Origin of the sequence: Sphingobacterium sp. JUb56, from assembly GCF_014191365.1 — a bacterium.
Taxonomy (GTDB): domain Bacteria; phylum Bacteroidota; class Bacteroidia; order Sphingobacteriales; family Sphingobacteriaceae; genus Sphingobacterium; species Sphingobacterium anhuiense.
In genome coordinates, this window is the sequence record NZ_JACHWL010000001.1 from 3291543 (window position 1) to 3315398 (window position 23856).

The window sequence follows — 23856 nt, forward strand, 5'->3', positions numbered from 1 at the left end:
AAAACCCTTATTTTAGCAACCGCTTTCCAAAACGCTCATTCACAACATCTCTTACACCCCCATGCATTTGATTTGAAAAGCTTTTTAAGCGATTAGACAGGTTATTAAAGCAAAACCAGCCATAGACCTGACTAAATGAAATCAATCGCTTAAAACTTCTTATTTTAAATAAAGTGCTTTCAATGTAGGGATTAAGTATGGATGAAGCATAGATAAAGCGTTGATAGTGCGTTAGTAGTGCGTAAACGGGTACCGTTTTACGCACTATCCATGCTTTACCAGTACTTAGCATACGCATTACGGACGCTTGAGCTACACACCAAACCCTCTTGAGCGAGATCTTACAAATAGATCGACCATGATGCGGAAAACGACTGTTTTGATCAGCATTTGTTTTAGCCTTCTTTGAACCTCGTACTAAGTTTCCCAGTAACTGCACAACACTTGCAAAGTAGCTATACCGTCCTTTCCCTTGTGCATCGACAGCCGGAAATAAAACAAGGTCCGAAACAGGTTAAAAGCAGGTATATAGCGTGTACCTCCCGGACAATGCGTTGATTTGCTGTTTGCCACATCCAGCAAACTTCTACTAACTTTTTTTTCCTTTTCTTCACCTCTTTTTATACTTCCACTTGACTTTTGTTCGACCGTGCTTCGACTTTTCATGCACTGTAGCCGATGAAATACCGATGCCGACTCGAAGCTCAGTCGAAGAAACTTAGAAGTTGGTGTTAAATTGGTTAAGAAAAAATCAGAATTTATTCTGCTTGATCTCTTTGCGATGGTCTTTGTCCGCTTATTTATTGCTAATCCATTACCGTTTGTTTGGTATTTGATTACCGAATCGTTGCCATTTATAGGCCGTTTCTTTGATAATTCTAGGCTTCTGCATATGACCTGCGTTACACCTTACTTGCTTATTCTCTGCTGTTTTGTTGCTTATTCTTTGCTTATTTAGCAATAAATAGCCAGAGAAATGGTAATCCAGTCCTGAGTCGGCTATAACCTTATCTCCAACCATAAGCGAACCTTCACCGAAGGTACATTTACTGCTAAAAATTACGTTAGTTGCTTCTGCAATATTATTATTTACTACATTTTAGTTACAGGATATTCAGGTAATTCCTCCTGCTTTCTACTCAACAGAAATCCTTTCCTATCAGATTTCAATAGCTTACGGAGATATCCCCAGAACTTGATTATATCGTGTATAGTTTTGTTTATTATTTTGATTTTTTAGGCAAAAAGCCGCCCCTTTTCATCTCGAGGTATTATTGACACGTTTAATGTGTCAATAATACCTCGGGGGCATCCGGAGTTCACAGGTAGAAATTCTATTTTAATATTATTTCTAAGATTAATGCTTAGTTTTCTTCAACGACAACTTTAGCTTTCATGATCATCATCCGCTGTTCGTTAAAAATCAAGTCGAAAGATTTACCTACTATGTTCAATACTTTGCGACTACCTTTTACTATTGTTTATCTTTCTAAGTTCTCTTCTATTCCGAAGTACTTGTTGAGATCGTTAAGTATCCGTTGTCTATATTCTTCCCATTCAAAAGCATGAAGATTACTATTAGCTCCAATAGCAACTTCTGTCCCAACATAAAAAAAGATAGCCACTACCCCTAAGGCAAAATGTCGAAATGACCGAATGCTCCTTTCTCGTTTTTCACCAGATTCAGCTCGGGTATTGGCGATATCAGGTAAATGGATGCGTTTGGTAATAAGATGTCACTAAGACCAAACACAAAATCATAAACGGAAATAGCAATTGTTTGATGTCAACATTCACTAGAAGAACCTCTTCCAAAAGAAAGAAAAAAGATAGGTTTTAAGGTAAGCTCTTCAGATTGATCGGCATCACCTTATTCTACATAAAAAGATCTCCAAAAGCACGAAACTATTGGAGATCTTTTAGTTAAAAAGCTAATTGCCCTTAGACCTTCTCTTTGCGATAAGCCAGATAAAAAACAACTGGTAAAATAGTAAATGACAGTACAAGACAAATCAGCAGTCCACCTACAATCATAATAGCAAGTGGTTTCTGGATTTCAGAACCCATACCTGTTGATAAAGCTGCGGGCAATAAACCCATTGACCCCATTAAGGCGATCATAACAACAGGCCTGATCCGGCTTCGGACACCATGTATAATGGAATCTTTCAACTTCATTTTATGTCTGAGGTTATCTCTGATAACACCAATAAGTACAATACCATCAATCGTAGCCACTCCAAATAAAATGATGAAACCGATACCTGCTGATATCCCAAAGATGGTGCCTGTGGCCCAAAGAGAAATAAATCCTCCAATAAAGGCAAAAGGTAATGTGAGAGAAGCAATGGCTGTATCTTTTATATTTCCAAAATTGGCATATAGTAACAATAAAATCAGCACTAAAGAGATAGGAACTACTAAAGCTAACTGTTTAGCGGCACGCTCTTTACTTTCAAATTCTCCTGCCCACTCCATATGATTTTCTTTTGGTAGACTTACTTCTGCGGCTACTACCTGCTTCGCTTCTGCAATCGTACTTCCCAAGTCACGGCCATCGATACTAAATCCGACACCGATATAGCGGCTATTGCCTTCACGATATATAAATGCAGGCCCCGTTTGATAATTGATACTCGCAATCTCCTGCAATGGGATATTCTGTCCGTTACTGGTCGGTATTAAAATTTGACCAATTTTAGTTGGGGTATCACGATAAGCTTCTTGAAAACGAAGGATGACATCAAACTGTCGATCACCTTCATAAAAGGTAGTGGCAGCCTGTCCGCCGATAGTCATTTCAATAACAGCCTGCACATCTCGCGTCTGAATTCCATATTTTGCCATCTTCGAATCGTGCAACTGAATCTTGAGTTCTGGCAGTCCAATATTTTTATACACATTGATATCGGCTATACCCTTAACTTTTGCAATAGATGTGGCTACTTTATTGGCATATTTTTCTAAATCATAGAGATCATCACCAAAAATTTTGATAACCAAAGAGCTCTTCACACCTGCGACATATTCCTCCACATTGTCTTGAATCGGTTGACTGAATCCAAATGTAATACCGGGATAATGATGCAATTTGGTACGCATTTCTTGAATAATATCTTCTTTAGATACTTTTCTTTTCCATTCGCCGGCATCTTTCAGTTGAACATTGAACTCAATATTGAAGAACCCCGTCGGATCTGTCCCATCATTTGGCCGACCTGTTTGCGTCAAAATAAAATCGATTTCTTCGCAATCTTTTTGCATTAAATCTTTCATTTCTGCGGTCAAACGGGTAGATTCTTTCAAATTGACACTATTGGGCAGTGTTGCACGGATGTAAATCGCTCCCTCATTGAGTTTGGGTAAAAATTCGGATCCATAATGCATAAATTTGAAAAGACATAAAGCTAAAATACCTAAAAATAGACCTATAGTTGTTCTTTTATAGCGGAATGCTACGGCATACATCCCGAAAATTGTTTTCTGAAAAAATCGGGTGATCACATTTTCTTTCTCGTCGATATTTTTGGTAAACAACAATTTACACATCGCTGGAACATAGGTCAAACTTAATATCAGAGAACCAAGTAAAGCATAACCCAACGTAAATGCTAAAGGAGTAAACATTTTTCCTTCCACTTTTTGAAAAGAAAAAATAGGCAGTAGTGCAACAATCAGAATAATCAATGCAAAGAAGATGTAAGAAGCTACACTACCAGCACTTTTCTTGATCACCCCTAGCTTACTCATTTTAGCAAAACGCTCGGGTCCTACTTTGTGTGATAACGTAGCCATGGCTACAAATACAGTCTCTACAATAACAAGCGTCCCTTCAAGCAATAAACCAAAATCTAAAGAACCCATAGATATTAGGTTGGCCGGCAGTCCTTGAATTTTCAGCATGATAATAGCAAACAGGAATGCAAGCGGAATGACCGAAGCAACAATAAAGGTTGACTTCCAATTGTAAAGAAAGATAAATACAATCAGTGAAACCAACAGAATACCTTCAACCAGATTTTTAGATACTGTTTTCACCGTATTGTCCACCAATTTGGTTCTGTCGATAACGGTTTCAATCTTTACATTATCAGGTAATGTCCGCTCATTAAGTTCTGTAATTTTTGCTCTCAGATTTTCAATAACAGCTGACGGGTTTTCTCCACGCAACATAACCACAATTCCTTCAACCATATCATTGTTCTCGTTATATCCTACCTGCCCCAGACGAGGTTTATGCGAAACAACGACTTCAGCAACATTTTTAATCAATATTGGCGTAGAACCGTTTAATTTGATTGTGATATTCCCAATATCTTCAATTTTATCCAATAGACCTACTCCACGTACTACATAAGCCTGACTTCCCTGTTCGATGACATCACCACCGACATTCACATTTGATTTCGATACAGCCTCATAGACATCTAATGGAGAAAGGTCGAAATTTTTGAGTTCTGTCGGATTAATTTTGATTTCATAAGTCTTCTCTTCACCACCAAAACTCACAACATCGGCAACTCCAGGTACAGAAAGCAACTCACGTTCAATAACCCAGTCCTGAATAGCGGTTACTTCTTTCAATGGAAGATCACTTTTAATCACATACCTAAAAATCTCTCCTGTTGCACCCGAAGGAGGTTCAATCTCAGCACTTGCTCCTTCGGGTAAATTGACCCCGCTTAATTTGTTGGAAACATATTGCTGTGCATAAAAATCATCAACTCCGTCTTCAAATTGCACCGTAACAACTGATAATCCAAATAAAGATATGGAACGAATGTTGGATTTATGCGGGATACTATTCATCACCTTTGATATAGGCAAAGTAACCAGCTTTTCCATCTCCTCTGCACTTCTTCCAGGCCATTGTGTAATAATACGGCCACGAGTACTCGTTACGTCGGGAAATGCTTCAATAGCTGTATGTCGTAGCGCATAGACACCTCCAAACAGCAATGCTAAGGTTGCAAAAAGAATAAAGGTTGTATTTCGCAACGAGAAGGTCACGATATTTTGAACTAACTTTTGCATACCTTAGGGATTTAACTGTTCAAATAATAACAAAGCGTTTTTACTGATGATCTGTTCGCCTTCATCAAATTTTTCTTGAACAAATGTATACTGCTCATTGGAAGAAATTGTCGTGATACGTTTTGTAGAAATAGCACAGTCATTTTTATAAATAACGACATATTCTTTATTGTTGTGAAAGACAATGGCGCCATTAGGAACAGCATAAGCTTGTGCACCTCCATTGGATTTATCAATAATGATATCGGCCGCTAAACCTGGCATCAATTGTAGATTTTGATTCTCCAGTACCACACGAGCTTTTAATACATGCTCATTGTCATCAAACACATGATATATTTTATCAATTTTTCCAGCATAAAAAATATCGGGCTGTGCGATGGTTTTTACCTTTACCGCATCACCTTCTTTGATGTATTTTAAATTGTTTGCATAAATATTAACCATCACCCAAACTTGCTTCAGATTAGAAATCGAAAAAAGCGGATCCTGGTCTGTTGAAATACTTTGTCCAACACTTACCGCTTTTTGAATAATATAACCATTCTTAGGCGCTACAATTTCAAATGATCCCTGTCCTTTTGCGCGATACATTTTTAATATCTGCTGAACTTTATCCAATTCAATTTTTAAACTGGCTAATTCATGTTCGCTGGTCAGAACCTCCGATCCTGCTACCATACCGTCCTGCAACAGTTCTTTTTTGGTCTGCAACTGCTTAGTCGCCATTACAATTTGATTTTGTAAATTACGCTGTTCCTGAAAGAGTTCCTGAACATGTGTCGATTTAATCGTCGCCAATATTTGTCCAGCTTTAACATAATCTCCCAATTCAAATCCAACACTTTCAACTGTACCTTCCAATAAACTTCTAAAGGCAACTAGATCATTTTCATTATAATCAATTTTACCAGAAAGCGATAATTGTTCCGTAATGGGTAATAAAGCGATCGGGCTTATGGTCGTTGTTTTTTTCATCTGTTCACTGAGACAGAATTTGGTGGTATCGGCTATACCTTCAGTTGTATTTGAAGTGGCATCGGCACTGCATCCCGATAGCAATTTCATAAAAATGACCATCGGTAAATATATAAGTTTGGTTTTCATCGTCATCTTTCTAAAATTTTTGTCCGGTTAAATATTGTAATTGCGCATGTGCCATTTGATAAGCTAAAGTCATATCAACAATACCCGTTTCGGTTTCCTGATAAGCTTCTATAAAATCAATAAACTCCAATAAAGTGATCTGTTTCTTTTGTAAATGTTTTTGGTAGTTAGCAATCATAGCTTTGCGTTCTTCCGAAGCAATATTTTTTGATTTTAATAAAGTAACTTCATATAGTGCAACTTGATACTGTAAATCTTTGAGCTGTCCTTTCAATTGACTGAGTAACACATTTTGTTGCGATTCAGCATGTTTTGCCATACTTTCGGCGGCTTTTATATTTCCCTTATTTCGGTTCCAAATAGGTAAGTCCATGCTAACTCCAGCACCTACAAAATCACGCATAATATTTCCACCACGATCATAACTTAATTGAAATGTTAGATTGGGTGTTCTTTCAGCTTTTTCGATCAAAAGCTGTTGCTTTGCCTTATCACGTTCGTTGATTTGTTTTTGATAACCAATATTTTGATCTAATAACTGATGCTCAATATCAAGGGGTATTTTTTGAGATAAATTTAACGGCACCTCAGATTGTTCAATTTGCAGATTTTCAATCGTTTCATTCTGAGTCAAAACTTTAATCTTTGTCAACCAATTATTTTTGTCGGCATACAGTTCCACACGATCTTTTTCAAAATTGATAAGCGCAGCTTGAATACGGAGGTAATCAGATTTAGGAATATTATTGAGGTCGGATTGACGTTTATATTGATTTTCCAAATTCTGATAGAGATTTACAATGGAATCCACGAGCGACTCTTTTCGGGAGACAGCCATATAGCTCCAATATGCTTCATCTAACTCAAATTGTAATTCACGAAGTAATTCTTCATAATCAAGTAAAGCATCTTTCCTTTCTAAGGATTTAAGACTGATTCTTTTTTTACGTTTTCCGGCAGTTTCAATCAGCTGTTCTAATTCTACCGCGACTTGCTGTTGTTGCCCGTATTTTCCAAACAGATAAGGTAAAGTCTCTGAGGTACCATTTTTCCAAAGATTGACTTCACTAATACTTAGAGTAGGATTAGACCATAATTTTTCCTGTACGACCAATGCATCTGAAGCAGCTATCTGATACTTTTGAGCAATAAGTTGTCCATTGTTCTGCAGAAGCATATCCTTCAATGCCTGTAACGAATACGTCTGTGCCCGCGATTGACCAACTGTCAATAGAAAAACACCTATAAACCAATATATCTTCACTATTTATTATTTTTAGCAAAGCTAGGCTTAGAAGATTAACAGGAATTTCGAAGTAGATTAGAATTTGATTAGAAATACAACGAGACGATTGTCCCTTTTGTACTAGAACTGATATCCATACGAATGTGATGGAGTTTAAAAATAACATTCGCTAACGATAGACCAATCCCTTTACCCGTATAACCATGTGCATTTTCACCTCTATAAAAATTTTCGGTCACGCGAATAAGTTCCTCTGGCAGAATACCTATTCCTTGGTCGATGATTTCAACAAGCAATTTACCACTATGGGATTTGAGATGAACAACGATAGGTTGATTATTGGAATACTTGACAGCATTTAAAATTATATTTTGAACAGCAAGCTGTAACAGCTTATCATTCGCATCGATTTTTAATATATCGGTATCTGCAACCTGGATATCAACACTGATCTGGGCACCATGTACTAAGGTAAGTTGCTCAATAATTTCCCAAAGTACTTCATCAATACGTATGATCTTAGTCTCAAAATTAGTCTTTGCGCCCGATAGAATCATCATATGATCGATCGTATCACGGAGATCTTCGGTATAACGTTTCAGCTGTAAATTGACGAGCTCATGCTCTTCGACAGTTCTAGGCTTTTGTTTACTCACTTCCAATGTCCCTAAAATCGCGGCAAGGGGTGTTCGCAATTCATGAGAAACATAATCGATAAAATTTTTTTGAATGGAAAAGGTTTGGCTTAGCTTTTCAACAAAGTGATTGTAGGTATCAACCAATTCCTGTACCTCTTGATAGGATTTATTTAATACAATGGGTTCATTGAAATTTTGATTGTCTTTTTTCTTAATCTGACTGATCATCTTGAGGATTGGATCATAAGCAATATTTCCAAGAAACTGCGAGAAAATCAGGATCAAAATCAATCCGATTAATGAAACAGCCAGCAAGATATGTAGCAATAGTTTCATCTGATCTTGAAATTCGACTGTTGATGCCCGAGTTACAATAACAAAATCACCTTCATTATCATGATAAAAAAGTCCATTATAAAAAAAAGCATCTGTTTTAAGTTGTGCTTCATCCTGTTTACGTACCAAATCGAAAAAATCTGAAGAAACTGGAGCATCGTCCTCCATCAGTCCATCATAGCGTCTATTAAGAGAGTCCACAACCAGTATATTGCGTTTAGAAATATTCTTCTGAAGTTGATTTTTAATCGATTCATGTTCGATAAATGATACCTCGTCTTTCTCCAGATAAAATAGAGCAGATAAGAGGGTCTTACTCTCCAGATTCCGAAATTCCTGGCTTTCCATCTTAGTATAAAAAGACACATAGATGATCGTCGAGGCAATCAAAATAATCACTCCAAAGATGAAAGCTGCATATATAGAAAGTCGGTTCTTTAAATTCATTGCTCTAACTTAAATAGATACCCTACTCCTTTTACAGTAAAAATATATTTTTGATTTTTTTCTACCTTATTGCGGACATAGGAAATATATACATCAACAACATTGGTCTGATTGTCAAAGTTAATTCCCCATACTGCATTGAGGATCTGAATTCGGCTAACCGCTTTATTCTGATTTTCCACCAAGTACATCAAGAGTTTAAATTCTCGAGGTGATAATTCCACCTCCTGTCCCCCATCAAACACCTTATATTGATCTTTGTCAATCATGAGTGATCCGATCTGTATACATTGGCTTTTTTTAACGTCAAAGCCAATCTGACTCCGACGGGTCAGTGCTTTAATCCGAGATAATAATTCATCAAAGTGAAATGGCTTGGTCAAGTAATCATCAGCCCCAATATCTAAAGAATCGACCTTATCTTGTACCGTGTTTAATGCACTCAACATTAAGACAGGTGCGTGACAGTCTTTATAGCGCAAAGTACTAACTAATTGCCTACCGTCCATTCCCGGAAGCATAATATCAATAATCAAGAGATCCCATGCTATATTGAGGTAATTAGCAATGACTTCTTCTGCGGACCGACATAACGTAACCAAATAGCCATTTTCTTCTAATCCTTTAATTAGAAAATCACTGATCCGTTTATCATCCTCCACAACTAATATCTGCATAGTAATTTACTTTAATTCACAAATTTAAAGAAAGGTTAGAGGAAATTAAACAGAAATATGAATATCTAATGAAATTCTAATCTAAAGAAGTAGCGGTGCAAATAGATTTCTGATGCTAACAAGCAACCATCAGAAATCTATTTCATTATTTCAATGGGCTTGTATCAATTTCCCAATTATCTGTTCTAAATGGCGCCATCGGAAGATTATTTTTAGTAAAAATATTTCCGATTCCAGCGTTACTAAACTGATAGCGTACCGCTACAGGAGCCTTCACTTGTTTATTGGAGACAAGGAGTTGATTTCCTTTTATTTTTAAAGTTGCAGGATAGAATACTTTATCCGCTCCAGCAATAAAAAGCTCCTTTGGCTGATCTCCTTTTAAAATCAATCCTGATGTAGCATAATCAAAATCGAGGATAGCTTCTTTATCTTTTATTGTTAATGATTTAAACACCGGGCTTTTGTGCGCATCTTTCTTAAGACCATAGGTTTCTACTAAAGCGAGGTTTGCCAATCTTAGACCTACATCTTTTTTATTTGTAGGGTGAATGTTTAACGTATCTGTGACTAAATCTGAAATTACCACCATTCCTGTATTTTTTGTAATAAGGCTTTTAGCCTGCGCTTCTCTCAATAAAGCTCCGACACCATGTCTTTCATAACGAAATGGTGCAATCTGTACATAATAAAATGGAAATTCTTTATTCCATGCCTTACGCCATGATCCAACCATCGTATTGATCAATTCCGTATAAGTAGATGCTGTCTCTTTATTACTTTCACCCTGATACCAGATGGTACCTGCTATTTTATAATTGACAAGTGGAGCAATCATCGCATTGTAAGCATATCCTGGCAATACAGGCCACCATGCTGTAGGTTTATTGTTAGTTGCCGCTTCTTTCAGAACCGTATTATTATCCACCAACTCTTCGGGAGTCCACACTTCAGCAGGTGTACCACCCCAATTACTACCGATCAATCCAATTGGAACATCTAAATCTTCGTTGAGATGTTTACCAAAATAATATCCAACCGCACTAAAATTCTTAATGGTGTTGCTATCACATATAGACCAATTTCCTTCATTATTGTCCTGTGGTGTATTTGAAGTTGTTTTTGGGATATTAAAGAGTCTAATGTTGCGTTTATTAAGTTCTGAAAACTCATCTTTTATACTTGTGATACCTTGGTTATACGACCATTCCATATTAGATTGACCGCTACATACCCACACTTCTCCGATCAATATATTGTCAAGGACTATTTTGTTGCCACCTTGAAGTGTAATGTTGTAGGGCCCGCCAGCCTGTGGCGTCTGGATATCGATCTGCCATCTTGCATTACCGTCCGTTACACTTTCAATAAGTTTATTATCCCACGAAGTAATGATTTTAATCTTTTCACCCGGCTCTGCCCATCCCCATAACTTGGTGGTTGATTTTTGCTGCAACACCATATTACTCCCTAAAATATTAGGAAGCCGAATTTTTGCATAGGATGTCGCTGTGAACAAAAAAAGGATACTGGCTAGCAAGTATTTTTTCATTTATTAGTATTTAGGTTTACTTTATGTAGCACTAAATATAGTGAAAATTAATACAAAAGAGACTAATATACAGGTAAATATATTAATTTTCAAGCATCTCTTCTACTAGCATATTCCGATGGCATATAGCCATAATACTGTTTAAATGCCGTTGAAAAATAAGATGGTGAGTTGAAACCGCACATGTAAGCAATTTGTGCTATGGTATAACGTTGCGACTGCATGAGCTCGACGGCCTTTGTAAAACGAATTCTTTTAATAAAATCTGTTGCAGATTCACCCGTTATAGCTTTAAATTTAAGATACAAATTAGATCTGCTCATACCGATCTCCCGGCTAAATTTCTCGACCGAGAAATCTGAATTTGATAAATGTTTTTCGATAATTGCAACGGCCTCTTTCAGAAACTCTTCATCGAGTGTATTGAATGCAATATTCTCAGGAACAATCTCCTTATTTTCTGCATAGTATTCTTTAAGCCTTTTACGAGATTTTAACAGATTGAATAGTTTTGCTTTGAGCAATGCAGGCGAAAAGGGTTTAGTAATATAATCATCCGCTCCCATTTCCAATCCCTTTAATTGCTGTGAGGTTTCAGATTTTGCTGTAAGTAAAATAACCGGAATATGGGATGTATTGATGTTTTGTTTTATACGTTTACATAAGTGTAATCCGTCAAGCTCGGGCATCATGACATCACTTAATACGAGGTCAAACTGTTCAGTTTCTAAATATTTTAAAGCCATTTGTCCGTCCGCTGCTGTAGAGATGTCAAAACTATCTTCCAAAAATCTTTTAAGATAGTTGAGTATTTCTTCATTGTCATCTACAACCAAAATTTTGGTGTGTTTAAACAATTGCTTCTCTTTTGACTCGATAATATCCGCATTCCCATCAGAATCTGCTACATTCAATTCATTATTTTCAGGAATTGATACAAGTTCATGTTCATCATTTTTCTGCTCTGCATCAACGTAGTACTGATCAGAGATCGGGAGTTCGATGAAAAATCGACTTCCTTTACCTAGTTCACTTTCTACATATATACGGCCGTGATGCAACTCAACTAAACGTTTGGTAAATGCAAGACCTACACCAGATCCCAAATTAGCTTCCTCTCCATCAATCTGATAGAAACGATCAAATACTTTATCCAGTTGATCATGCGCTATACCTGTCCCTGTATCACTCACTTCTATTCTGGCAAAATCGTCCTGAACAGAAAACGAAACGGCAATACGATGATGACTTGAAGTATATTTGAATGCATTTGAAAGTAAATTAAAAAGTATCCTCTCTACTGCATCCTTATCAAAAAAGAATGATAAGGTAGTAATTTCAGACTTAAACACGTACTGAACACCATTTTTCTCAGCTAAAGAGCTGAAGGATTCGTAAATTTCTTTTAAAAAGCTAACCAGATCACTTTTATGAACACGCAATTTCCGAGTACCGCGCTCTGTTTTTTTAAATTCAAACAGCTGATCCACCAAATGGTATAAGCGTCTTGCATTTACCAACATAAGTTCATGTTGTTTTTTAAGCCACTTATCTGCCCCAGCTCTGCTCACCATCTCTTCCAGAGGTCCGAGCAATAAAGTCAATGGAGTTCTTAATTCATGGGAAACATTGGTGAAAAAATCCATTTTAACCTGGTTAATATAACGTACCTTTTCCTTATCAAGCCGCTCCATTTTCAATTGTTGCAAAGTTCTGATGCGCTCGGAAACGATACGATAAGCCAAATAAGCTAAACCACCAACTAAGCACAGCAACAAGAGATAAAACCAAGTAGATTTATACCACAAAGGTTGAATTCTAATCTCAAGCTTTTTGAGACTACTTTCTTCTCCATTAGGTCCTTTAGCCTTAACTAGCAACGTATAATTTCCAGCGGGAACATTGTTATAACTTACCTTTGGATCCTCACTTTGCTGCCATTGGGTATCGAAGCCATCTAACTTGTAAAGATAGGCAGTACGATTAGCTGAAAGATAATTGAAGCTATTAAAATAAATGCTAAACTGCTTATTTTCCGGCCCTAAGGTAATTTCAACAGTCTGATCTATCGGTAGATCTAATATATTAGTTTGATCGTGTGCTACTATATTTTTACCAAAAACTTCCAAACCTGTAAACCGAAGTTGTAGTTTTATAGGCTCCTGTTTTACCCACGAAGGATAGAAATATGAAATGCCTTTAATACCACCGAACAGTAACATCCCATCAGATGTACGGCAAAATGCATATTCGTTAAATTGATTGCTTTGCAGTCCATCTTTTTCATCGTAACTATGTGAAGTACCCTTGTCTGGATTAAATTGTATCAACCCTTGGTTGGTCGATATCCAAAGATTTCCCTCCTCATCGGGTACGATACCATAAATGTTTCCCTTAAAAAAATCTTTTCTCGTATCATGGGTGACAAATGCGCGACTCGATTCATCGTATAAACTGATTCCTCGACGTGTACCGATCCATATACGTCCCTTTTTATCTTCAGTGATGCAGTTAATCACATCGTCTGCCAATTTTGAATTGGGCAAAAATGCAAACAAAAGGTTATCTGGATAAAATTGTGTGACACCGCTTGTTGTGCCGATCCAGATTCTTTTCTTGCTGTCTTGAAACAGATAAGTAATCTCGTCCGAACGCAATCGTCTTCTGGCATTGTCCAAAAGAATATGCTTGAAGGTTCCTTGCTGTGGATCAAACTGATCGAGTCCTGAATATGTCCCTACCCAAATACGTCCTTTATCATCTTTAAGCAAGCTATACACAAGATCTCCAGCTATACTCTGCTGATCGAGATCGTTATGAACATAGTGTTTTACCACCCCCGTAGCTTTATTTAAGACGTTGAGTCCTCCATTATGTGTCCCAATAAGAACATCGTTATTGGAACTAAACACAAGAGATTTTATGTTATTGCTATTTAATCCCATTGCATTCCCTTCTGAAGCAGAATAATAACTGATTTGGTTTTTCTTTCGATTCCAAAAATTTAAGCCCCGATCATTAGTCCCAATCCATACATTCCCATCAGAATCTTCCTTGATGATACTAACGACTTCATCATTGAGAGAAAGATTTCCAGTTTTTCTGCTTAATAGGTTAAACTTGATATGTTTTTGATGGTAATAGTTGACACCCCCATAATAAGTTCCTAACCACATGCCCTTTTGTCGATCTTGAAAAATACAACGAACTGAATTTTGGCTCAGCGCGAAAGGCTGAGAGACTTCATGGAAATAATTTTGGAATATCTTGGTATTAGGATTATAAATAGAAAGCCCCCGAAATGTTCCTAACCAGATATTACCCAACTGATCTTTATAAATAGTACGAACATTATTGTCTGCGATGGAATTTTTATTAGGTCGATGACGCTCAATTTGAGTAACTCCTTTGCTCTTATGCAAAGTGACTAGGCCCGATCCTTCTGTTCCGATAAGCAAAAGATCGCCATCTATATAAGCACAGTTAATCACAGGTTTGCTGATACCAATATCTATTTTGTCAAGTTTTTGTTTATGAGCATCAATTTTAAAAAGCCCGACTTCTGTTCCTACTACAATTGTTTTTTGCCAGGAACTGATAAAAGAAATACGTTTAATACCATAAGCACTGACATCAATAGTAAGGGAATTAAACTTTTTTTGAGTTTTAGAAAAGATAAAGATGTCTCCGCCAGTTGAACTAGCCCATAGATTTTTATTTTCATCTTCAACAATACTAGAGACACTCCATTCGCCTGCTGTGCGTGCTAATGGATAATTTTCAAAATCATCCGTATCATAATTATATTTACTGATACCCCGATCGCCACCTACCCAAAGCTGACCACTTTTATCAACATACAAGTAACTGATATAACTGGAAACAATACTTTTTGAATTTGTATTTGAGGATCTATAAATGGTAAAACGCTTCCCATCGTACCGGTTTAATCCATCTTTGGTCCCGATCCACATGAAGCCAACGGTATCTTGTGTAATTGAGAAAACAGTACTTTGAGATAGGCCCTTTTCTACTGAAATATTGCGAAAATGCCTCTCGTCTTGCTGACCAAAAACACAATTTGTTATCCATTGAACAAAGATCAGGCTAAAACACAAATACCAAACTCTCATCATTAATTTATATCAAACTAAGATAAATTTATTTTACACATAATAACAGCATATATAAAATAAATTTATCGATATCTCCTCTAGCATCAAGAATTATTTTATAGCGGAAATAAAAATTGCAATCATTAAAAGTTTAAAACCAGCAGAAAGAATCTTTGATATTAAACTTAAAGTTGATACTCAAAAGAATCTCCGTTTTCTTTACACCACTTTTTGAGATAATTACGCATAGTGATCAGCTTTTTTCCAAAAACCTTGTCAACAGATAAGTTTCTCATCTCTCCTGGATCTTTTTTGAGATCAAATAATTGTTCTTTAATTTCACCTTCGTTATATACAATATACTTAAAATCCTTCGTTATAACTGCTCTTCCATTGATACCAAGCAATCTTTCATTGTCTGCAAAATCGGTCTCAATAACCAACGTATCACGCAATTGGTAACTGGGATTTACAATTCTTTTACTAAGATCAACTCCCTTTAGATAAGAGGGAAGTTTTACACCTGTAAAACCACCAATTGTTGGAATAATATCAATTCCATTACAAACCAACATATCGTCAGTAGTCGGCCTCCATACGCCTATTTTGGAAATGATAAAAGGAACTCTGACAGACTCTTCATAAAGAATCTGCTTTTGATTCCAACGATGCGCCGCATAACCATCACCATGGTCTGATGTAAAGATTACGATCGTATTTTTCTCCAAGTTATACTTTTTTAAAGACCCTAAAACCATACCAATATAAGTGTCTACCTTTTCTACTAGACGATTGTATGCCCATCGATATTGACGCCATTGATCATCCGTCCATTCAACAGTAGGATAAGTTCCAGGATTGACTTTCTGTTGCTCTCTAACAATCATAGGTTCATTGGGCTGAATACCTGCGTTAACGGGCAATGGAGGGCATAAATGTGGCGCAGGTGCATCTTCTAAAATATCCATCTTAAGAGCATCTCCCCGCGCCCACTCGCAGATATCATGCGGATTCAGAAATGACGCTACCAATAAAAAGGGATTTTCTTGATTTTCTTTTAAAAAACGGGCACAATAGGACGGAGTTGCCGCATCATTGTAATCTAAAAAATCTGTGTTTTTTATGTATTCAAATCCATGCTGACTAATCTTTGCGGTGGGTAAAGGCAAATGCCACTTACCAACATAACCAGTTTTATAACCTCCATCCTGCAAGATTTTACCCATAACCAGAATACTATCTTTCCAATTTCCATCTTTCTCTGGTACATTGCCCACAACTGCAGTCTCAAAAGGCATTTTTCCGCTAAAAATAGCCGTACGTGATGGCGTACAGAGGGGTTGTGCACAATAGGCTTTCGTAAATTTGACTCCATTTGCCGCCAGCCGGTCCATGGCTGGCGTATGCAAATAATTATTTCCAGCATTGCTCATCGCTGCGGCAGTTTGCTGATCGGTCATAATAATTAAAATATTAGGCCTAGACTGCATTGTTAAAGAATCCTGCTTTTCCTTTCCAAATATTATTGATGGTAAGAACAATAATAAAACTACTGCTATCGATTTTTTCATACCTTTTTTAATAATGGTTACATTAAACTAATACCCAGGATTTTGATTAATTGATGTATTTACATCTGTTTCACTCAATGGGATTGGATAAAGTTCATGTTGATTGGCTCTGAAATTAGCAAATGACAAGTACGTATAATTTGGACGAATTAATGATTTTGTCAATGCAATTTTCGCTCCTAGTAAGTTCCAACGAATCAAATCTCCTCTACGTCCACCTTCAAAACATAATTCACGTGCTCTTTCACTAACGATCACATCGAAAAATTGTTCCTTAGATTTACCCGACATCAAATCGGCATCATTAGCTGTTGGCTTGACTAATAGTGTCGCTTTTACAACAGCGGGGCTTGCATAAGTGAACTCCGCCCCAGTACTGACTGCTGAAGAGTTTCCAGAAGTGTGTGATGGAGCTGTACTAGTGGAAGTTCCTGCGGTTGCTACCCGATAATAATTACTACCCTGCTTTACATAAGTTCCAACAGAATAGGATTTGGAAGATACCCAATTTGACACGTTATCAGGCCAAGGATTCGAAACAGTAACCGTAGGAACAGAGGTGTATCCGTAACCTGCATTAACAGTGTTCGGATAACCGGTGGTCACGATGGTCATTGGGCCTAATGCGCCAGAAGTAGCGATGAGATTGGCCCCTCCTATAGCTCCTGTCCCTCCACCATCAACAATCGTAAAAGTAGGAACAGCTGAATAACCGCTTCCTGGTGTTAAGACATCGATTGAAATACTTCTACCCGCTGTATTGACCCCATAACCTCTCCGTCTTACCTCGTTAATAGCATCGTAAGCTAATGTGTTAGGTCCATTGTTTAATTCGTTTTCTACCTCAGCACGCATCAACAGTACGTCTGAATAACGCATAATAACGGTGTTGATATTGGTGCTTTGTAGTTCTTGCAAAGTTCCTGTTTGATACTCTCTGCTCCATTTTCCGACCTTCCAGTTCTCATCACCTCTAGCTGCTAAGTAAGGAACTCGGCGTCCTTTTGCATCAATGGAAAATGCGGCAACAGCAAAATCTCGACGTACATCTTTCGTATCAAACGAATCAAAAAATGGTTTGAGAACCAAAACTCTTGAATTAGCCTGTCTATAAACACCGTTCACGGTAGTTGGTGCATTGAATTGACCAATTGAATTACCGCCGATAGTAGAATTAGCCTGATTAAAAAAGGCCACTTCAAATAAACTCTCTTTAGGTTCCAGAATATGCTGACTCTGGTTTTTAAATACTTTAGTATAATCGTCATTGAGACTGTAGAGCTTGCTACCAATCACTTCATCAATCTGTTGCTTGGCCAAAGTATAATATTCCTTATAGTTTGCTGGTCTTTCCACACTTCCTATGCCACCATTGTTGCGAAGAGAATATCCACCTGCATATAAGGCCACCTTAGCTAAAACAGCCTTAGCCCCCCATTTATTAATCCGCTCATCTGTAGGAAGAGTTTCAGGTAATAAATCTGCAGCCTCTTTCATATCTTTGATAATCTGATCGTATATAACATAACGGTCAGTGGACGGAACATCAAACTTTTCACCTGTTTGCGATGGGGTAAGTTTTAAAGGTACATCACCAAAAAGCCGTACCAGGTCAAAGTAAAAATAGCTACGCAAAAATTTAGCTTCCCCGATCAATCTGTTGAGCAGTGCCTTTTGAGTGTCCGATCCATTAGTATAAGCATCCATTTTGGGGATTTGAGCTAAAACAACATTCGCTCGACCTACTCCTTGGAAAAGAGCAATCCAAGTCTGATCGAGAAAAGAGCTTTCCTTAGTCGCCGCATAATGAGGTATGGCACGCCATTGATTAGCATCTACATTTCCATCAATTTGTGAAACATCCGTGTCATTATCGTAAATTAAATTGATATACCAACCATAGGTAGCTTGTTGACCAAGGGACTGATATACACCTAAAGTTGCCATATAAGCTTGATTTTCATTTTCAAAAAAATTGGCACTGGTAAAAGAAGAATATGGTTCTACTTCTAATGTTTTTTTACAAGATGTAGCCATTAGTGACAAACAAATCGCGCTTACTATGAGTCTATTATTTATGAATTTCATGTTCATCTCGATTTATAATTAAAAGGATAAATTAACACCCGCTACTATAGATTTTGCTCTTGGATAAGCACTAAAGTCAACTCCTGGAGTTAATGGATTTTTGATAACACTTACTTCTGGATCATAACCTGAGTATTTCGAGAATACGTGCAGATTATAAGCCGTTACATAAATACGGGCATTTGCAATTTTCACCGCATTTAACCATTTCTTTGGTAGCGTGTAGCCCAGACTGATATTATTAATCCGAAGAAAAGAACCGTCTTCAATCATTTTATCAGACAAGCGTCTGTCTTGTGCACCAATGGTGTTAGGAATAGTTTTACCTTGATTTAACGCAATCAGTTCTTCTGGTGTAGCAATTTGACCGCTAGCATTGATCGTGGTCCAACGATCGGCCATATAAGCAAAGTCATTGCTATACTCATCTAAAAGCTGCATATTTAATTTGTTCGCGTTGTAGATTTTATTCCCGATCACCCAGTTTATAAATACGCTAAGATCGACACCCTTATAGCTGAATGTATTGTTAAAACCACCAGTAAACTTAGGATTTCCATTACCCAGGACTGTACGGTCTTTTTCGTCTATCTTATTATCACCATTCATATCTTTAAATTTGATATAACCAGGTCTTACAGTAATCGCATCGGTTGTGACACCGTTTTTTAGGGTATAGGTATTGGTCGTTGCGTCATAATCAAATTCATTTACTTGATAGAGACCATCTTGAATATAGCCATACATAGCACCTACGGGTTGACCAACTTGCAAAATATAATCGTTGGTAGTGGTATAACTAGGAACAACCATAGATGTCTCATTTTGAGTTAAACTCAACACTTTGGTTTTATTGAAAGCAAAATTCAGAGTACTGTTCCAAGTGAAATTAGCGTTACGCACGTTTATAGTATTTAAAGTCACTTCAACTCCCTTGCTGGAAGTTGTTCCTATATTTCTCAACTGTGTAGCAAATCCTGAACTCGCTGGTATGCGCGAACTGAAAAGTAAATCTTTTGAACGATTGCTATATACCTCGGTTGTCAAGGTGATTCTTTGATTAAATAAACCAAGATCTAAACCAATATTAGCACTTTGTAAAGCCTCCCATTTCAATTTTGGATTTGGTAAGGTATTTAATACTGTTCCAGTAACGGGCTGGTTATTTAGTGGATAGCTTATATTTCCAAAAGTACCGAATGCTAAATAATTATTAATTCTATTGTTTCCTGAAGTACCGTAACTAAACCGTAACTTCAAATCTGACACTGAGGGTAAGGATTTCATAAAATCCTCCTGATTAATCTTCCATGCTACGGCTGCTGCAGGAAAAATTCCCCAGCGATGGTCTTCTCCGAATTTGGATGATCCATCAACACGTAAACTAGCTGTTAATAGGTATTTTCCTTTATAGCCATAATTGGATCTACCGAAAAATGATAGCATTTTCTCATCCTGTGCAAATGAATTTGGAACAACGGTAAGAGTTCCGAAGCCCAAATTGTCCCATCCTAAATTTTCTGCTGGAAATGCAGATGCCGAAGTGGAAAACCCTTCATTATAATTATAGATATACTCCTGACCAAGTGAAACATCAAACTTATGTTTGTCATTAAATGTATTGGCATAGGTTAAGATATTGCTATAATTGAAACGCGAAGATTCATTTTGAGCGATACTGCCAAAAGGACCTCCACTTCGAATGGCAATAGTGGATTTAGCGTCTGTAAATGCTTTGTTTTTAGTATTGATGTCAGAATAACTTACAAGACCACGGTAGGTCAGATCCTTGAAAATATTGTACTGTAACGTTGCACTTAAGTTTAATGATTTTATGCGGTTGTCCCGTTGATTAGATTCGGCTGCAGTTTGTGGGTTCTGGAATGTTGGTAATGAAGGTGAGGGATCTAAAGGATCTAAATCCTGTGTCAATAAATCTTCATCGGTACCCGTAAGACCAATAATCGGCCTATATTGTAAAATATTTTGCAAGAAACTCAAGCGTGTATTACCGCCTTCACTTGTACCTATACCTGTAATCTGTTGGTTAGCGTAATTAACGATAGCATTAACAGAAAACTTCTTACTTGGACTATGGTTTATGGTCAGTTTAGCGATATCTTTAACAGAACCGCTCGAAATCATGATACCATCATCCTGGTTATGAGAATAGAATGCATTAAACTGAGTTTCTTTTCCGCCACCATTAACACTAAATTTATGGTACTGACTACTCGCAGTATTACCAAAAAGTACTTCTTGATAATTATTTCCTGGCCTATGTTCGTAATTCTTCTTCAAATCTTCGAAAGAGCCGTAAGCACCAAGAAATTTTTGTGCTATAGCAGGTGAAGAGTTTGCGGCATATTCATATTGGGCTAAAACATACTCGTATCCGGATAATAAAGGAAGCTCTTTATTGATTTTTTTTGCTCCGAAATAACCATCGTAATTAATTCGAACCTTTCCTGACTTGCTTTTTTTGGTCGTGATAAGGATGACCCCGTTTGCACCTCGGGCTCCATAAATAGAAGTTGAAGATGCATCTTTCATCACATCAACAGATTCGATATCCATAGGATCTAAAAATGCCAATCCATCAGTTTGCGGTACTCCGTCAACGACATATAAGGGTTCATTGCTCTGCGTGATGGACATCCCTCCACGTAAAGTGATCTTAGGCTCTGAACCCGGTGTCCCATCGGACATCGTTACCTGTGCTCCAGCGATACGACCTTGCAATGCCTGCGCAACATTCTGAACGGGAACTTTAGCCAATTCAGTGCCCGATACGGAAGATATAGCACCAGTCAGGTCCTTCCGCTGTACAGTTTGACCATAACCAACGACAACTACTTCGTTGAGGTTATTTTGCTCAGCCTGCAACTGCACATCTAGAGTTGTTTTGCCATTTACTTGCTGCTGCTGTGTTTTATAACCTAAGTAAGTAAATAATAGTGTTGCTCCGGATTTCACTTTAAGCTGATAATTGCCATTCTTTCCTGAAAGCGCTACATTAGAAGTGCCTTTTTCAGTTATGGTAGCCCCAGCAACCGGTTGATTGTCCTGATCTCTGACCACTCCTTTTATTAAAGACAGATCTTGTCCAGACGTCTGCAAAATACAGAAGAGGAGTGAAAAGAATAATAAGATTTGTTTCATGTTAGGTAGTTTGTTTAATTAGTTGCTATAATACCAAGTAATAGCCTGAGCGAGTTTCATAATTCTAAATCATTTATAGCACAAATGCAAAGGATCTTCCTTTATCATCTGTGCAAATTGGTTGAACAGTACTCGGCTATATTTGGTAGAAGCGAAAATAGCAACATCATTGCTTTTGATGTTTTAAATTTGTCTAAAATACTATCAAAATTAACCAATGCTATCTTCAAAAAGTTAAATAAGCCTATTTAGGATCTATTTGCGGTTTTTATAACGACTAATTTATAATAGCGAACTGAAAAAAATATAACGTGTTTTATTGACATCAAAACAATAAGAATGTTTGCTCGTCATTGTCTTATTTGATTCGATTGGTTTTCTTAAAAAAAACAAATACAACATCGGACTGAAATCCAAATGATAAACAAAACAAAATATTCCTTCTAATCAGATCTTCTTCTTTTAGTTTTTTTTGCATTAAGTCCCCATTGTCACAAAGATGTGGCTTTACAGGAATTCAACAAATTCAAAATCATTCTAGCAAAAATCAAAAGCCTATGGTCGGCATAACTCTTAATTTCACATCTCATTAACAAACTAAAACATTATTAACCGATTTAATTACCTTTGATGAAGAAGACCTTAAGTACTCTACTATTTACTGCGGCTATTGCTTTTAATGGATATGCACAAAATAATAAAACAGCGGAGCCTTGGCTAAAGAAAGCAACTGCTGTGATCGACTATCAATTGAAGCAAGCAGGCGCTACCTATAGACCTGGACACAATCCTCGTTCTACAAATCCAGACGGATCGGTAAGATTGGCAGACTATAAAGATTGGACGACTGGTTTCTTTCCAGGCTCACTTTGGTATGGCTATGAGCTTACGGGAGATCAGGAACTAGCCAATCAAGCGAAACGATTTACACTTGCCTTAGATTCTGCAAGATACATCACAAATACCCATGATGTTGGTTTTATGTTATACAGCTCCTATGGAAATGCCTATCGCATTACGGGCGACAAATCTTATTTACCGGCACTAGCCGATGGTGCACAAAACTTGTATAACCGTTTCGATTCTAAAGTTGGCGCTATCCGCTCTTGGGATTTCTCGTGGTGGAAATTTCCTGTTATCATTGACAACATGATGAATCTGGAATATTTGTATTGGGCATCTGAACAATTTAAAAAACCAGAATATGCAGGTGCAGCAAGTACTCATGCATCAACAACGCTAAAAAATCATTTCAGAAAAGATTACAGTTCCTATCATGTAATCGACTATGATCCTAAAACAGGTAAAGTTATTGCGAAAAGGACCCATCAAGGAGTTACAGATGAATCTGCGTGGGCACGTGGACAGGCATGGGCTCTTTATGGTTATGCCATGTGCAATGAAAACGCTAAAAATGAAAAGTTTTTAGCTCAAGCGGAAAATATTGCAAAGTTTATCATGAATCACCCCACAATGCCTAAAGACAAAGTACCTGTATGGGATTTTGATGTTCATAATGCTCAGGATATAGAAGAAAAAGCACCACGAGATGCTTCTGCAGCAGCAGTAATTGCATCGGCACTCCTAAATTTGAGTACGCAAGTAAAAGATGGTCAAAAGTATTTCGATTATGCTGAAGATATTTTAGAGTCTCTATCTTCGGATGAATACCTTGCGAAAGCAGGTGAAAATAATTTCTTTATTTTGAAACACAGTGTTGGCGCTTTTCTATATAACTCAGAAATAGATACTCCATTGGATTACGCTGACTATTATTATCTAGAAGCTCTAAAACGATATGTTGCTATTACAGGTAATAAAAATATAAATAAATAGAATTAATTCTAATTTCACCACATTATGATGTCGTTTAAAGAACTTTT

Annotated in this window: 14 protein-coding genes; 1 reads left to right on the forward strand and 13 read right to left on the reverse strand. The window is 37.1% G+C overall.

Going from position 1 to position 23856, the window contains the following annotated elements:
• Nucleotides 1-7: 7 nt before the first annotated feature.
• The 13 genes from FHR29_RS14095 to FHR29_RS14155 form a co-directional block, all read right to left on the reverse strand.
• Nucleotides 8-439: a hypothetical protein gene (locus FHR29_RS14095; RefSeq protein ID WP_183915415.1), complete on the reverse strand. Its 432-nt coding sequence runs from the start codon at nucleotides 437-439 to the stop codon at nucleotides 8-10.
• Nucleotides 418-666, reverse strand: a complete 249-nt coding sequence (locus FHR29_RS14100; RefSeq protein ID WP_183915417.1) for a hypothetical protein — start codon at nucleotides 664-666, stop codon at nucleotides 418-420. The genes FHR29_RS14095 and FHR29_RS14100 overlap by 22 nt, the downstream gene beginning before the upstream one ends.
• An 815-nt stretch (nucleotides 667-1481) precedes the next feature.
• Nucleotides 1482-1625, reverse strand: a complete 144-nt coding sequence (locus FHR29_RS26660; protein WP_243656043.1) for a hypothetical protein — start codon at nucleotides 1623-1625, stop codon at nucleotides 1482-1484.
• A gap of 316 nt (nucleotides 1626-1941) precedes the next feature.
• Complete coding sequence (locus FHR29_RS14110; RefSeq protein WP_183915419.1) at nucleotides 1942-5034, reverse strand: efflux RND transporter permease subunit; 3093 nt, start codon at nucleotides 5032-5034, stop codon at nucleotides 1942-1944.
• Nucleotides 5035-5037: 3 nt separating this feature from the next.
• Nucleotides 5038-6141 (reverse strand): efflux RND transporter periplasmic adaptor subunit, encoded by a 1104-nt coding sequence (locus FHR29_RS14115; protein ID WP_165902437.1) that lies wholly within the window; start codon nucleotides 6139-6141, stop codon nucleotides 5038-5040.
• Nucleotides 6142-6151: 10 nt separating this feature from the next.
• Nucleotides 6152-7405, reverse strand: a complete 1254-nt coding sequence (locus tag FHR29_RS14120; protein WP_132771862.1) for a TolC family protein — start codon at nucleotides 7403-7405, stop codon at nucleotides 6152-6154.
• Nucleotides 7406-7473: 68 nt separating this feature from the next.
• Entirely contained in the window at nucleotides 7474-8808 is a 1335-nt protein-coding gene (locus FHR29_RS14125) for a HAMP domain-containing sensor histidine kinase (RefSeq protein ID WP_183915421.1), read from the reverse strand.
• The gene (locus FHR29_RS14130) at nucleotides 8805-9485 is read right to left on the reverse strand and encodes a response regulator transcription factor (RefSeq protein ID WP_183915423.1); all 681 of its coding nucleotides are present in this window, start codon (nucleotides 9483-9485) and stop codon (nucleotides 8805-8807) included. The genes FHR29_RS14125 and FHR29_RS14130 overlap by 4 nt, the downstream gene beginning before the upstream one ends.
• Nucleotides 9486-9630: 145 nt before the next feature.
• A complete protein-coding gene (locus FHR29_RS14135) occupies nucleotides 9631-11037 on the reverse strand; it encodes a sialate O-acetylesterase (RefSeq protein ID WP_183915425.1) in 1407 nt (468 codons plus the stop codon).
• An 89-nt stretch (nucleotides 11038-11126) separates the two neighbouring features.
• Nucleotides 11127-15173, reverse strand: coding sequence for a hybrid sensor histidine kinase/response regulator transcription factor (locus tag FHR29_RS14140; RefSeq protein ID WP_260292122.1), 4047 nt, complete (start codon nucleotides 15171-15173; stop codon nucleotides 11127-11129).
• 164 nt (nucleotides 15174-15337) lie between these two features.
• Complete coding sequence (locus FHR29_RS14145; protein WP_183915427.1) at nucleotides 15338-16723, reverse strand: sulfatase; 1386 nt, start codon at nucleotides 16721-16723, stop codon at nucleotides 15338-15340.
• Between the two features lie 27 nt (nucleotides 16724-16750).
• Nucleotides 16751-18811: a RagB/SusD family nutrient uptake outer membrane protein gene (locus tag FHR29_RS14150; RefSeq protein WP_183915429.1), complete on the reverse strand. Its 2061-nt coding sequence runs from the start codon at nucleotides 18809-18811 to the stop codon at nucleotides 16751-16753.
• An 18-nt stretch (nucleotides 18812-18829) separates the two neighbouring features.
• The gene (locus FHR29_RS14155; protein WP_183915431.1) at nucleotides 18830-21973 is read right to left on the reverse strand and encodes a TonB-dependent receptor; all 3144 of its coding nucleotides are present in this window, start codon (nucleotides 21971-21973) and stop codon (nucleotides 18830-18832) included.
• 630 nt (nucleotides 21974-22603) lie between these two features.
• On the opposite strand from FHR29_RS14155, the gene FHR29_RS14160 reads away from it, so the two are divergent.
• Complete coding sequence (locus FHR29_RS14160; RefSeq protein WP_132843091.1) at nucleotides 22604-23809, forward strand: glycoside hydrolase family 88 protein; 1206 nt, start codon at nucleotides 22604-22606, stop codon at nucleotides 23807-23809.
• Nucleotides 23810-23856 lie beyond the last annotated feature (47 nt).

Coding starts and splice junctions, on each gene's coding strand:
- FHR29_RS14100 (WP_183915417.1), bottom strand. CDS start 666: ATGAAAAGTCGAAGCACGGTCGAACAAAAGTCAAGTGGAAGTATAAAA.
- FHR29_RS14110 (WP_183915419.1), bottom strand. CDS start 5,034: ATGCAAAAGTTAGTTCAAAATATCGTGACCTTCTCGTTGCGAAATACA.
- FHR29_RS14115 (WP_165902437.1), bottom strand. CDS start 6,141: ATGAAAACCAAACTTATATATTTACCGATGGTCATTTTTATGAAATTG.
- FHR29_RS14125 (WP_183915421.1), bottom strand. CDS start 8,808: ATGAATTTAAAGAACCGACTTTCTATATATGCAGCTTTCATCTTTGGA.
- FHR29_RS14130 (WP_183915423.1), bottom strand. CDS start 9,485: ATGCAGATATTAGTTGTGGAGGATGATAAACGGATCAGTGATTTTCTA.
- FHR29_RS14135 (WP_183915425.1), bottom strand. CDS start 11,037: ATGAAAAAATACTTGCTAGCCAGTATCCTTTTTTTGTTCACAGCGACA.
- FHR29_RS14140 (WP_260292122.1), bottom strand. CDS start 15,173: ATGATGAGAGTTTGGTATTTGTGTTTTAGCCTGATCTTTGTTCAATGG.
- FHR29_RS14145 (WP_183915427.1), bottom strand. CDS start 16,723: ATGAAAAAATCGATAGCAGTAGTTTTATTATTGTTCTTACCATCAATA.
- FHR29_RS14150 (WP_183915429.1), bottom strand. CDS start 18,811: ATGAAATTCATAAATAATAGACTCATAGTAAGCGCGATTTGTTTGTCA.
- FHR29_RS14155 (WP_183915431.1), bottom strand. CDS start 21,973: ATGAAACAAATCTTATTATTCTTTTCACTCCTCTTCTGTATTTTGCAG.
- FHR29_RS14160 (WP_132843091.1), top strand. CDS start 22,604: ATGAAGAAGACCTTAAGTACTCTACTATTTACTGCGGCTATTGCTTTT.